The sequence below is a fragment of the Kitasatospora sp. NPDC057595 genome, assembly GCF_042800875.1.
GTDB lineage: Bacteria > Actinomycetota > Actinomycetes > Streptomycetales > Streptomycetaceae > Kitasatospora.
The window spans coordinates 212,602-224,869 of record NZ_JBHVGL010000003.1; the positions used below are offsets into that span (position 1 = coordinate 212,602).

Sequence of the window (12,268 nt, forward strand, 5' to 3'; positions counted from 1 at the left end):
GGCCTACAGTGCGGCCTCGTCCAGGGTCCGCCGCTGCTCGGCCGTGAGCGTCAGGTCGAGGGCACCGAGCGCCTCGTCGAGCTGGGCGACCTTGCTCACGCCGACCAGTGGCAGGATCCCCGCCTCGTGGTCGAGCAGCCAGCTGAGCGCCACCTGGTTGACGCTCGCGCCGGTCTCCTCGGCGACCGCGCGCAGGGCGGCGAGCCGCTTGGGCGTGCCGGGGTGGTCGTAGGCGGCGCCGATCTCGACGTCCTCACGGGTGAGGCCGCCGGAGAGGATCGGGCTGTACACCCAGAGCCGGAGGTCCCCCTCGGAGCGCACGTAGTCGAGGAGTTCGGGCGTCACGTGCACGTGCGCGGAGGACGGCAGCGGCACGTCGAAGCGCGGCTGCAGGTAGGAGTACCGGTACTGCAGGTGCGCGTAGCGCGGACCGTCCCCGGCGAGCGCCCGGGCCCGCTCGACCCGCCACACGGCGTGGTTGCTGGCCCCGACCTCGCCTGCCTTGCCCGAGGTCACCAGGTCGGCCAGGGTCTCCACGGTCTCGGCGAGCGGCACCGAGCGGTCCTCGACGTGCGCCCAGTACACGTCGACGTGGTCCGTGCCGAGGCGCCGCAGGCTGCCCTCGACGGCGGCCCGGACCGCCTTCTCCGACAGCCCCTCCGCCACCTCCAGCCCCGCCCCCGGCACCGTGGGCCGGGCGCCCACCTTGGTGCTGATGACGACCCGGTCCCGCGCCTTGCGGCCGGCGAGCCAGCGCCCGATGACGGTCTCGCTCTCGTCCCCGGTCGCGCCGTCGAGCCAGAACGCGTAGTTGTCGGCGGTGTCCAGGACCCTCCCGCCGTTCTCGACGAAGTGGTCGAGCAGGCGGAACGAGGTCTCCTCGTCGACGATCGTGCCGAAGCCCAAGGTCCCGAGGACGACGGTGCGCTGAGGAACAGTCATGGCTGTGCATCCCTCCCGTTGTGGTCTGGACCATTGAAGGCCCATTCACCACCACCCGCAACAGCCTCCCCGTTCGCCCCGCCACGAACGCCAACGCCCCCAGCGCCACCACCATGCTCCCCTCGAACGCCGACCCCGCCCACAACGCCGCCTCCGTCGCCCGCGCCCCGAGCCGCGTCCGGAGGATGAACGCCACCAGCCCGGCCACGGTCGACGCCCAGGACCGGGTCGGTGGGCGTGACGTCCCGCCGACGCCGCCGAAGTCCGTGGCAGCCGTGGACGACGGTGGCGAGGGCCGCTGTGAGGATCATGGCGAGGCCGCAGCCGCTCAGCAGGACCGGCGCGGCCACCCGGTTCAGGAGCAGCGCGCCGAGTGCGGCGCCCAGGGGTGCGGCCGTGATGAGCACCGCGCTGCGGGCGGCGAGCACCGTGGTGAGCGAGCCGCTCGGCGTCCTGTTCTGGAGCAGTGCGAGGGACAGCGCGGAGTACGGTCCGTAGACGACTCCCGCCGCGGCGAAGCCGATCAGTGACGGCACGGCGGTGTGGGCGGCCGCGAAGGGCAACAGGGCGATGCCGTGGCCCGCGACAATGGCGATCACGGTCGGCCACAGCGGCAGCCGCCCGGCCGCTCCGGCGCCGAGGGCCCCGACGACGGATCCGAGGCCGAACGCGGCCCAGTAGACGCCGAGCAGGCCGGCGCCGTCGTCCAGGGAGTGCACGACGAACAGCGGCAGCGCGACCTCGACCGGCCCGTAGGCCAGGTTGAACAGCCACGTCAGCACCAGCAGTCCGAGCAGCTCCGGGTAGTGCCGCAGCACCCTCAGCCCCTGCCGGGCGCCACCGGCCCCGGCCGGCCCGGTCGTCCCGGTCACCCCGGGCGGCGCCGGCAGTGCGACCCGGCCGGCCTGGACCGCGAGCAGGCCGATGATCCACGCCGGTGACACCGTGCCCGCCAGCAGGCCCGCCAGCGCGGGGCCGAGCACGGTCGCACTCGACAGACTGGCGCTCAGCAGGCTGTTCGCGGCCAGCCGTTGACCGTCGTCCAGGAGCGGCGCGAACAGGGCGTACTTGCCGGCCCTGCCCCAGGCGTGGAACAGCGAGGAGGCGCCCAGCAGCAGGACGTAGCCGGTCGGTCCGAGCACGCCGACCAGGTACGCGATCGGGATCGCGCCCAGTAGCACCGCCCGCAGGACGGCGTCCACGACCAGCAGTCGCCGCGCCGACCACCGCCGCAGCCGGCGGCCCAGCACCAGTGCGCCGAACGCTCCCGGCAGCGTGTACGCGGCGACGCTGATCCCGACCAGCGCGCCCTCCCGACCGTCCGGGGCCAGCGAGAGCGCCAGCCAGGCCACGGCCACGGCGCTCATGCCGTCCCCCAGGTCCGACAGGGCGAAGACGGGCAGCAGTCGACGGAACGGGCGGACGGCGAACAGCGGGCGCCAGGCCTCGGGCAGCACACGCCGCGGAGATGAGAACATGCACGTCACACTCGCGCTTCAAGCTCGCGTGAAGTCAACCCGTTCTGGGGAGCGTCGACGTGCGGTACCTGGGGATCGGCGAACTGGCCCGGACGGCGCGGGTGCGGGCGTCCGCGCTGCGTTACCGGGAGGAGCGCGGGCTGCTGACGGCCCCCGGTGAGGCGTGCCAGCCGATCAACACCCTTCTACGAACCTCCAGGTAGCTCCGCGGATCAGCCGCCGGCGGTGCTACCAGTCGACGGCGTAGAGGTCGAAGAAGTCGCTGAAGCAGCCGACCTCCCGCGCCGCCGCGGCCGCGCCGGGGGCGGACAGCCGGGCGGCGATGCCCCGCAGTTCGCCGGGCGTGCGACCGGACAGGGCACGGAAGTCGCGGTTCATGTGGGCCTGGTCGTGATAGCCGCTCATCGCCGCGACGTCGGTGAGCGAGGAGCGGCCGAGGGCGCAGAGTGCGAGCGCGCGTTGGAAGCGCAGGATCCGGGCGAGCGTCTGCGGCGGGACGCCGACGTGGTCCCGGAAGAGGAGCTGGATGCGGCGTTCGCCCCGGCCCGTCGCGTCGGCGAGTTCCCGGGCGCTCAGGCCGCCGTGCGCGTCGCGCAGCCGCTGCCAGGCCTCGACGGCCAGGCCCGGCGTGGGCGGGGCGGCGGCGAGCCGTGGGGCGAGGGCGGCGTCGAGGACGGCCCAGCGGGCGGACCAGTCCGGTGCCTCCGCGAGCCGTTCGGTGAGCCGCGCGGTCCAGCCCGGGCCCATCGCCTCGTCCGGATGGGCGGCGGCGTTGGCGAGCAGGTGCAGCGGCAGGCCGAGGAAGCGCGACGCCCCGACGGCCGTGAACTCGACCTCCACGGCGTAGCCGGACCCCCGGTAGCCCGCCAGCACCGGGGCCGTCTGGAGGCCCGCGATCATCGCGTGCCGCGTCTGCTCGCGCTCCGCGCCGCCCAGCCCCTGCCGGATGTGCAACGGCCCGCCCCAGCCGACCAGCAGCGTCACGCCCGCACTGGGCAGGGTGATCCTCGGGTGCTGGCGGCCCACCGACCGGTAGCCGCGGCAGCTGACCACGTCACCGCGCATCCACGCCGGCGGGCGCCGCACGACGCTCTCGCCCCGGTCGTCCACCGTCATGACGTCCTCCGGGCCCACGGCCTCTCCCCTCGCCCACGGAGTTCGCTTTTGTACAAGGATCCACCGGTGCCGCGGCCCCATCCTGGACGGGCGCCGCTCGGTGGCGGCCCCGCGCGGGGGGCGGGGCCGCCACCGAGCCGGACGTCAGGAACAGGAAGTCGGACCGGCCGACTTCCTGTGCCGCGTCCTGCGTCTCGTCGCGCGTGCCGCCGGAGCCCCCGCGGTGCTCACCGGGCCGTCACCGGCTCCCAGGGGATCTCCCGGCGCAGCAGCGCGCGCTCCAGCGGCTCGCCGGAGCGGTGGGCCCAGAGCCGGCGCTCGCGCACCTCGCGTCGGGTGCGGGGGCGGTAGCGCGGTTCGCCGCAGCTGGTCTTGGGGAAGCCGATGCCCGCGTTGAGCAGCAGCGTGACGGTGCGCCAGGCGGCGACGTCCCGGCGGGGCGGGGCGGCGAAGCCGGAGCCCGCGTACACCAGCGTCCCGGCGCAGCGCGGACAGCGCCGTTCCTCGCTCTCCCACCCGTGGCGCTGCTTGTAGGAGGCCCGGCAGGGGAGGCAGACGTACGAGGTCCTGGTGTAGCCCATGCGCGCCAGCCTAGGGGTCGACCGCCGTCCCCTTCATCTCCCTTTTCGCCCCACTGTGCGACAGATCACGGCGACCGCCACCGCCCCCGCCGCCTACGATTCGGGAACGATGCACCTGCCCCGGTCGAGGAGACGCCACCCGTGACCAGCACGATCGAGCGCGAAAGCTACTACCACCGGACGGGCGAACACACGTTCAAGCCCACCGCGCACGCGGGTGGTGCGTGGAGCGTCGAAGAGCAGCACTTCAGCCCGCTGGCCGGCCTCGTCGTGCACGCCCTCGACCAGCACCTCGCCGGGCGTCCCGGGGGCCTGGCGCTCGCCCGGATCAGCTACGACATCCTGGGCCGGATCGCGCTCGACGAGTGCGAGATCACCGTGGAGACCGTCCGCCCCGGCCGCACCATCGAGCTCCTCGAAGCGACGGTGACGATCGGCGGTCGCGCCGTCGTCCGGGCCCGCGCCTGGCTGCTGGCCACCCTGGACACCTCGGCCGTCGCCGACGGTCCGCGCGAGCCGCTGCCCGCGCCCGGTTCGCTGCCGCAGTGGACGATGGGCGAGGCGTGGGACGGCGGCTACATCGCCTCCCTCGACGTGCGCCGGGTGCCGCCGGCCCGCCGGGGACGGGCGACGGCATGGCTGACCTCGCGTGTCGACCTGGTCGCGGGCGAGCCGAGCAGCCCGCTGGCGACCTTCGTCGCACTGGTGGACACCGCCAACGGCATCGCCCCGCAGCAGGATCCGACGGAGTGGATGTTCCCCAACGTCGACCTGACGATCCACCTGCACCGCGCGCCGAGCGGCCCCTGGACCGGGCTGGACACCACCGTCACCTTCGGCCCGACCGGCCAGGGCCTGACCAGCACCGTCCTGCACGACGTGGACGGGCCGGTCGGCCAGGCCGAACAGATCCTCACCGTCCGCCCGCAGCCCCGTCCGCTGGGCTGACCGCCGCCCCGGTGACGCCGACGTCGCGCTCGCCCGTCGCGTACACCGGCGGCGGGGCGATCGTCTGCCCGCCCGCCCCCGGCCGACCCGCAGGCCCGCAGGCCGATGAACAGCGCGGCGGTCGCCCCCGGCAGACCCGCCCGCACCGGCTCGTGACCCGGGCAAGGGGCCGCCGCGTCGTCCGCGCAGAGCGGGACGGCCGGCCGCCTGCCGGCGACATCCGCGTTCTACTCGTTCGGGTCCCACTCCGCGAGCTGCTCCATCGGCTCGGTGTTCCCGGTGTTCTCCAGGCCGTCGAGCGGGACGCGCGCGTAGAAGTAGAGGACCAGTTCGCTCGCCGCACCCCGCATCACCAGGTCGCCCGGCTCCGCGTCGGCGGCGAGGTCGTCGCAGCGGACGCCGTCGGCGTCGAGGGTCAGGCGCCAGGAGCGGCCCTCGGTCGCGTGCAGGTCGATGGTCGCCGGCTTGAACGGCCAGGGGACGGTCGTCGCCGAGACGGTGGTCAGGAACTCGTCGACGCCCTCGACCGCGACGTCCGTCGGCAGCGGCTGTGCGGCGCCCAGGGTGAGCTGGACGTCGTAGGTGTGGACGGCGATCTCCTGGATCTGGTGCCGGGCCACGGCTCCGCTGGTCTCCGGGGCCTGCGAGCGGCCCCACCAGGTCCAGCAGCCGCGGTCCGGGCCGGCCTCGCGCAGCGCGGCGAGCATGAGCTCGGTCGACTCGGCGAGCCAGGCGTCCAGGGCCTCGCGGTCGCGGGGCGCGGTCGGGGCGCCCTTCGGGTCCGTCTTCGCCGGGGGCTCGGCGCCCGGGCCGGCCGCGACGATGGCGGCCTGGCGGCGCCGGCCGTCGCCGAGGTGCTGCGCCAGTTCGCGCAGCGTCCAGTCCGGGCAGGCCGGGACCTGGACGTCAAGGTCGGGAGCGGACGCGATCGCGGCGCGGAACGCGGCCGAGCGGTCTTCGATCAGCCGCAGGACCTCGGGGAACTCCAAGATTTTTTGCACGCCGGTTGTGTATCACGGCGCTCCGGCCGCCGGGTAGCGAATTTGTCCGGCCGAACGCGCCGACGGCCGGGCGGAGCGCCGCCGGGGCCTCAGCCTTCCGGCGGCGTCCAGAACGCGGCGAGCCGCGCGACGCCGGGTCCGAGCGCCTGCCAGGAGCCGTCGAACTCCAGGACGGCCACCGACCCGGTCGGGAAGCCGGACTCCGCCGCCCGCTGCGCGAGGTCACCGTCGGCCGCCCCGGCCAGGAGCGCGACCAGCTCGTGCAGGCTCGGATTGTGTCCGACGACGACCAGGTCGCGCACGCCGTCCGCGGTGTCCCGCACCGTCGCGACCAGCTCGGCGATCCCTCCCTCCCCACGGTGGATCTCCACGCTCAGGTCGTAGAGCCGCTCCTCGTGGATCGTCTCGGGAACCTGCGGCAACGCGGCGGCCACGCGTTCCCAGGTCTCCCTGGTCCGGCGGGCGCCGGACACCCGCGCGAGATCCGGCGTGATGCCGGAATCCGCGAGCCATCGCCCGGCCCGGGACGCCTCCGCCCGCCCCCGCTCGTCGAGCCGCCGTTCCTGGTCGACCGGCGTGTCCCGCTCGGCCTGCGCATGCCGGATCAGGACAACCCTCCGGCCGGTGCTCGTGGCCACGTCGTCCTCCCCTGGTTCGCCGTCCGCGGCACGGCCGACGGAAATCGTTGATCCTCTGCACGCGAACGCTACCCCAGCCGGGGTCGGATCCGACTCGCCGCCATGGCCGGCGGGAGCTGCTGCCGGAGGCCGGCGAACGGCCCTTCAGCCCGCCGGCGTCGGCAGGGGTGCCGTCAGAGCCGCTTGGCGCGCAGCACGCCGGTCAGCATGGGGAGGGTGAACTCGCCGTCCGCGAGCTCGCGCCGGCCGGCGAGGTAGGCCCGGATCGCGCCGCGCCTGGCCTCGCGTTCCCGCTCCGGCATGACGAGCATGCCCGCGCGCGTCGCCAGGGTGTCGACGAGGGAGTCGGCGGTGCGGCGCTGTCCGTGCGGGAAGGCGGACTGCTCCGGCGAGCCGAAGCGGGCGGCGTCACCGTTCGCGGGAAGGTGCATGCCCGCCGTCACGGCGCGCCAACTGGCGGGCGTGTCACGCTCGCCGATCGCCTCCGTCCCACTGACCCGTGCGAGCCCGGCGACCCAGTCCACCTCGTCGTCCAGCAGGTTCCACAGCCCGGCCAGCACACCGCCGGGTGCGAGGACGCGGGCGATCTCGGGGCCCGCGACGGCCATGTCGAACCAGTGCATGGCGTTGCCGGCGACGACGGCGTCGACGGAGGCGTCCGGCAGCGGGATCCGCTCGGCGCTGCCCGGCAGGGCGCGGACGGCGGGCAGCGCGCGGCGCAGCTCGCCCAGCATCGCCGCGTCCGGCTCGACGGCGACGACGTCGGCGCCGAGGGCCACCAGCGTGCCCGTCAACTTCCCGGTCCCGGCGCCGAGATCGAGCACCCGCGTCCCGGGCGCCGCCTCCAGCGCCCACCGCACCGCGGCCTGCGCGTAGTCCGGCCGGTGCTCGGCGTAGGCGACAGCCGCGGAGCCGAAGGACGACGCGTGCAGTGACTGTTCGTCATGATCCATACCTGCACGCTACCCCGGTCCGCTACTCGACGGGGCCGGCCAGGGTCTCGACCGGCCACAGCGGCGAGGTGGGCTTCTTGCGCGCGAGGGCCGCCAGCTCCTCGGGGGGTTCGGCGCCGTCCCGGACGGCCGCGAGGTAGGCCTTGGCCTCCCGCAGGCCCAACTCCGGTGCCTGCTTGCGCAGATGTCCCATCGCGGCCACGACGCCGGCGGACCGCGCCAGTTCACGGACGGCGGCGCCCAGCGGATCGGGGCGGCAGACACCCTTGATCTGGAGCAGGTAGTGGTCCTCCCACCCCTCGGTCGGCCCCCAGGCGTCGGGAACGTAGTGCAGGCTGCCGTCGTACCGGTCCACGAGCACGTGACTGTCCCCGCCGACGGGACGGCCGACCCCGGTGCCGGTACGGGCGGACGCGGCCGGACCCCAGAACACGAGCCACCCGACGTCGTACTCCTCCACGGCGTGGACGGTCCGCTCGAATGCGGGCCCGTCGCTCGCCAGGTAGGACTCGACGAGTTCGATGGCGCGTTCCTTGTCGATCACGCTCTCATCCTCCGGCATCGGTCAAGCGAGTAGGGCGCAGGAAGTCGGCCGGGCCGACTTCCTGCGCCCTACTTCAAGAGGGCCAGGGCCTTCGCCACGCGGTCGATCGCCGTACACACGACCTCCGGCTGGTAGGCCGTGTAGCACAGCCGGAAGAACCCGGGGGCGGGGCTGTGCATGGTCTGACCCGGGAGGAGGGTGACCTCGGTCGGTGCGCAGCGGAGGTACTCGAAGAGCCACAGCTCATCGGGGTCCATGTCGTTCGGCGGGGTGAACGGGAGCGGGCTACAGGGCTCCTTCTCCTTCCGCTTCCCCAGGTACGCCGTCAGGTCCAGCCAGAAGAACTGGGCCGGGTTGTCACCCTCCGTGTAGACGAACTCGATCCCCCTCGCGACCAACCGCTCCCGCACCTTCACGAAGCTCTCGCTCAACAACTCCTTGTAGCGCCGCATCGCGTAGCTGGTGTACAGCTCCGCGCCGGGCCCGTTCACGGTGGCCTCCAGCAGCTCGCCGAGCACGTAGTGCTTCAGCGAGTCGACCGGCGTGAACCACGGCATCGGGTTCCTCTTCTCCTCGATGCCCGTCGTCCCCAGCATCGCCCGCTGCACCGGCCCGTACTTCGACACCACGAACCCGGTCCGGAACCCCGAGAGCCCGAAGTCCTTCGCGAACCCCCACACCACGTGGATCCGGTCCCACGCGCGCCCGTACGCCTCCAGCGCCAACGCACTCGTGAACGGCACCCGCACCCCGTCGACCTGCGAATGTGCGTAGATCTCGTCGGAGATGATGTGCATCTCGGTCTCGTCGAGCACCCAGGCGTAGATCTCGTCCAGCAGCTGCTTCCCGTAGTTGACGCCCAGCGGGTTCTGCGGGTTGGTCAGCACCAGCAGCCGGGGGTACTCGGCGTGCACGCGGTAGTACCTGTCGTACTCGTCCCTGATCGCGTCCAGCGTGAGCCGGAACCGGTCCGGCCCCTCGGTGGGCAGCCCCACCGGGACGCACGTCAGCTTCGGCCGCTGCTCGAACGACCAGTTGAACCCCTGCCAGTACGGCGCCGGCAGCAGCACCCCGTCGCCCTCCTTCAACGGCGGCGGACCGACCTCCCCCTTCCTCGGCGGGTCCTGGAGCGCGAACGCCAGACACTCCAGCGCCGACCCGACGCCGCCCGCACCGAACACGTCGCCCCACGGCACCTCCACCTCGAAGGCCTTGGTCAGCAGCGCCGCGACCTCCTGGCGCAGCGCGTCCTCGCCGTACGGGCGCTTGTAGTGGATGTACTTCTCCGGCAGCAGCTCGATCTCGTCGAACACCATCTTCTGCATCGAGTCCTCGTACACGAGGACGTTCTCCGCGACGGACAGGTTGATGGCCGTGGGCGGTTCCTGATCGCGGTAGAGGGCGAGGGCCTGCTCGAAGTCGGGGATCCGGGCGATCGGCTCAGCGGGCTCGATCGGCCCGGTCGGAACGGTCATGACGGTGCGGCTCACTTCCATGGGCGCGGACGGTTCGCATGCGGATTGCCCCACCGCATCACGCCCCTGCACCCCCCGCCACCCGTCCGCGCCCATCCGGCGGCCGGGGGGCGCTCATCCGGCCCGCCGCGCCCTCCCCCGCACCGCCACGCCGCCGCTCACCAGCAGCGCCGTGCCCAGCGCGTACACCGGCAGCCACCGCGTCGTGGTCGCCGCCAGACAGTCGTCCACCGCCACCCTGCTCTGCTGCTCCTGCGCGTAGGCCAGCGCCGCCGCGTCCTTCCCGGCCAGCTCCCCCAACGCGGCCTGCGCGTGCAGGCTCTCGTACCGGCCCGCCTGCACACACCCGTCCCGCGTGCCCGGCATCGGGAACAGCCACTCCCACCGCTGCAGCGCCGGCGCCAGCGCGAGCGCCACGCACAGGCCCACCACCAGCGAGTACGCCGCCAGATTCCACCCGTAGCCGACGGCCCCCCGCCCCGGAACGCGCCCGAAGGCCAGGACGACCGTGAGCAACGTCAGCCCCAGGTACGTGGAGAACCACTCCCACGAGCCCTCCGCCAGCGAGAACGCCAGCACCACTCCGAGCGCCGTACCGAGGACCCCGGCATCAGGGCCCCCGCCCTCCGCACCACCACGACCACGACCACTCACACGTCCTCCCGACCAGCACCACCTGCCCGCTCCGAAGCAACCAGCCTCCCGCCCGAGCCCGCCCCCACCGCCCCGGCACCGCCGCACCCCCACCCGAACGGCTCAGCCCGCCGCCGGCCAGGGGGTCAGGCGAACCTCCTGCCGGACCAGGGCAGTGGCTCTCCGGTGAACGGGTCCACCCCGGACTCGAAGCGGCGGCGCGCCTCGCGCCAGTGGACGAAGTGAGGTGACGGATCGCCCCAGAGGGAGGCGTCACCGAGTGGGCACTGGTCGAAGTCCCGGGTGAACAGCCGCCGCAGGAACTCCGCCATGCCGCAGTCGTAGAGCCACCAGTGCGGCCAGGCGTGCCGTTCCCGGACGAGCACCGGCCACCTGTCGGGGTCGCCGTCGTAGGTGAGCCGGCCGATGACGTCGGCTCCGCGGCCGCCGCCCCACGCGCTCACCGAGTCCGACTGGGCGGGGGCGGAGCTCTCGCCGCCACCCCGCCCCCGCAACGTGAGCCGCGACAGCACCACGGGCCGGTTCACCTTCGACTGGGACGAGTGACCTTCACGGCCCGCTCCGAGCCTTGCCGGCTCCAGCCCCGGGCGGGTCAGTCCGCCGCCAGGGGCTTGACCCAGCGGGTCCACTGGGGCTGCGGGCCGTAGCCGGCGGCCTGCCAGGTGCGGTGGCCGAGGGCGTTGTCGTCCAGGACCATCGCGTCCGCGCGGCGGCCGCCGAGGGCGGCGAACCGGGCCTCCGCGGCGGCCAGCAGGGCCGCGCCGATGCCGCGGCGGCGGTGGTCCGGGTCGACGGCGAGGCGGTACAGGTGGCAGCGCCAGCCGTCCCAGCCGGCGATGACCGTGCCGAGCAGGACGGCCGGGTGGTCCGCCCGGGTGGCGAGCAGCAGGCACTGCGGGTCGCGGGCGAGCAGCGCCGCCACGCCGTCGGCGTCGTCGGTGATGCTGGTGCCCTTGGCGGCGCGGGCCCAGAGGGCGAGCACGGCGGGGATGTCGTCGGGGACAGCGGTGCGCAGGGTGAAGTCGATCACGAGTGCGTGTCTACCAGGGCCGTGCGGCGGCCACGGCGAATTCCGGCAGGTGGACGCTCAGCCGCCCGCCAGTTCCCACACCGTCGTCGTCTTCAGCGCCGTGTCCTCCAGGTCCGCGATCACCGGGACGTCGTACGCCGCCAGGGCCGTGAACCGCTCGCGCGGCAGGTAGGCGCGGCCGGGGTCGCCGACGATGACCACCGCGCCCCGCGACCGGGCGCGTTGCAGGAACGGCAGGAAGCGGGCCGCCATCGCCCGCTCGTAGAAGACGTCCCCGGCGAGCACCACCTCCGCCGGTGCGCCGTCCCCGTCCAGCAGGTCCTCGACGGCCGCCGCCACCTCCACCCCGTTGGCGGCCGCGTTGACCTCGATGGCGGCGACGGCGTAGGCGTCGATCTCGGCGGCCCGCACCGACCGGGCGCCGCGCAGCGCCGCCGCGATGCCGACCAGGCCGGAGCCCGCCGCCAGGTCCAGCACCGTGCGCCCGGCGACCAGTTCCGGGTGGTCCAGCACGTACCGGGCCACCCCGACGCCGCCCGCCCAGGCGAAGGCCCAGAACGGCGGCGGCAGCCCGACCTCGCCGCGCGCGGACTCGGTGGTCTCCCACAGCTCGATGGCGTCCTCCGCCATGTGCAGCCGCACCTCGGGCACAAACGGCACCGGCCCGATCCGGGTCTGCGCCCGCACGAACTCCTGGTCCGACAAGATGGCCGCCCCCGAACCCACCGGGCGTGTCTCGCTCAGCATGCGCAGCAGCATAGGGCCCCTGACCAGGTGCTCCGTCCACGCCGTGGCGCCCGGCCGGCCGAATGCCGTCCAACTTCCCTTCTCACCTGGCACGTTGTGAACGATCCAGCCGGAGGCCCGGCCGTGCCGCAAGGAGCCGGCCCTCCCCGGAAAGCCTCAGC

Annotated in this window: 15 protein-coding genes; 2 read left to right on the forward strand and 13 right to left on the reverse strand. The window is 74.0% G+C overall.

Going from position 1 to position 12,268, the window contains the following annotated elements; translation table 11 throughout:
- Positions 1-3: 3 nt before the first annotated feature.
- Positions 4-942, reverse strand: a complete 939-nt coding sequence (locus ACFU9E_RS07185) for an aldo/keto reductase (protein ID WP_380685747.1) — start codon at positions 940-942, stop codon at positions 4-6.
- Entirely contained in the window at positions 939-2,420 is a 1,482-nt protein-coding gene (locus ACFU9E_RS07190) for an MFS transporter (protein WP_380685749.1), read from the reverse strand. The genes ACFU9E_RS07185 and ACFU9E_RS07190 overlap by 4 nt, the downstream gene beginning before the upstream one ends.
- Before the next feature lie 59 nt (positions 2,421-2,479).
- Between ACFU9E_RS07190 and ACFU9E_RS07195 the strand changes: the two genes are divergently transcribed.
- Positions 2,480-2,623 (forward strand): hypothetical protein, encoded by a 144-nt coding sequence (locus ACFU9E_RS07195; RefSeq protein ID WP_380685751.1) that lies wholly within the window; start codon positions 2,480-2,482, stop codon positions 2,621-2,623.
- Positions 2,624-2,648: 25 nt separating this feature from the next.
- Here the strand turns inward: ACFU9E_RS07195 and ACFU9E_RS07200 are convergent, their stop codons facing one another.
- The gene (locus ACFU9E_RS07200) at positions 2,649-3,536 is read right to left on the reverse strand and encodes a helix-turn-helix domain-containing protein (protein ID WP_380714835.1); all 888 of its coding nucleotides are present in this window, start codon (positions 3,534-3,536) and stop codon (positions 2,649-2,651) included.
- Positions 3,537-3,763: 227 nt separating this feature from the next.
- Positions 3,764-4,117, reverse strand: coding sequence for a deoxyxylulose-5-phosphate synthase (locus ACFU9E_RS07205; RefSeq protein WP_355372571.1), 354 nt, complete (start codon positions 4,115-4,117; stop codon positions 3,764-3,766).
- Between the two features lie 141 nt (positions 4,118-4,258).
- Between ACFU9E_RS07205 and ACFU9E_RS07210 the strand changes: the two genes are divergently transcribed.
- Complete coding sequence (locus ACFU9E_RS07210) at positions 4,259-5,065, forward strand: thioesterase family protein (protein WP_380688852.1); 807 nt, start codon at positions 4,259-4,261, stop codon at positions 5,063-5,065.
- Positions 5,066-5,292: 227 nt separating this feature from the next.
- Here the strand turns inward: ACFU9E_RS07210 and ACFU9E_RS07215 are convergent, their stop codons facing one another.
- From ACFU9E_RS07215 to ACFU9E_RS07255, 9 genes are all read right to left on the reverse strand, one after another.
- The gene (locus tag ACFU9E_RS07215) at positions 5,293-6,066 is read right to left on the reverse strand and encodes a maleylpyruvate isomerase family mycothiol-dependent enzyme (RefSeq protein WP_380688854.1); all 774 of its coding nucleotides are present in this window, start codon (positions 6,064-6,066) and stop codon (positions 5,293-5,295) included.
- Positions 6,067-6,155: 89 nt separating this feature from the next.
- Complete coding sequence (locus tag ACFU9E_RS07220; RefSeq protein WP_380688856.1) at positions 6,156-6,704, reverse strand: SixA phosphatase family protein; 549 nt, start codon at positions 6,702-6,704, stop codon at positions 6,156-6,158.
- Positions 6,705-6,877: 173 nt separating this feature from the next.
- On the reverse strand, positions 6,878-7,657 hold the full coding sequence (locus ACFU9E_RS07225; protein ID WP_380688859.1) for a class I SAM-dependent methyltransferase: 780 nt from the start codon (positions 7,655-7,657) through the stop codon (positions 6,878-6,880).
- Positions 7,658-7,679: 22 nt separating this feature from the next.
- On the reverse strand, positions 7,680-8,201 hold the full coding sequence (locus ACFU9E_RS07230) for a hypothetical protein (RefSeq protein WP_380688861.1): 522 nt from the start codon (positions 8,199-8,201) through the stop codon (positions 7,680-7,682).
- A 68-nt stretch (positions 8,202-8,269) separates the two neighbouring features.
- Positions 8,270-9,676 carry a pyridoxal phosphate-dependent aminotransferase gene (locus tag ACFU9E_RS07235; RefSeq protein ID WP_380687707.1) on the reverse strand — a complete coding sequence of 469 codons (1,407 nt, stop codon included), beginning with the start codon at positions 9,674-9,676 and terminating at the stop codon, positions 8,270-8,272.
- A 114-nt stretch (positions 9,677-9,790) separates the two neighbouring features.
- Positions 9,791-10,258 carry a hypothetical protein gene (locus ACFU9E_RS07240; protein WP_380687705.1) on the reverse strand — a complete coding sequence of 156 codons (468 nt, stop codon included), beginning with the start codon at positions 10,256-10,258 and terminating at the stop codon, positions 9,791-9,793.
- 197 nt (positions 10,259-10,455) lie between these two features.
- Entirely contained in the window at positions 10,456-10,845 is a 390-nt protein-coding gene (locus ACFU9E_RS07245) for a hypothetical protein (RefSeq protein ID WP_380687703.1), read from the reverse strand.
- 77 nt (positions 10,846-10,922) lie between these two features.
- Positions 10,923-11,360, reverse strand: coding sequence for a GNAT family N-acetyltransferase (locus ACFU9E_RS07250; protein ID WP_380687701.1), 438 nt, complete (start codon positions 11,358-11,360; stop codon positions 10,923-10,925).
- Between the two features lie 57 nt (positions 11,361-11,417).
- Complete coding sequence (locus ACFU9E_RS07255; RefSeq protein ID WP_380687699.1) at positions 11,418-12,107, reverse strand: class I SAM-dependent methyltransferase; 690 nt, start codon at positions 12,105-12,107, stop codon at positions 11,418-11,420.
- Between the last annotated feature and the right edge of the window lie 161 nt (positions 12,108-12,268).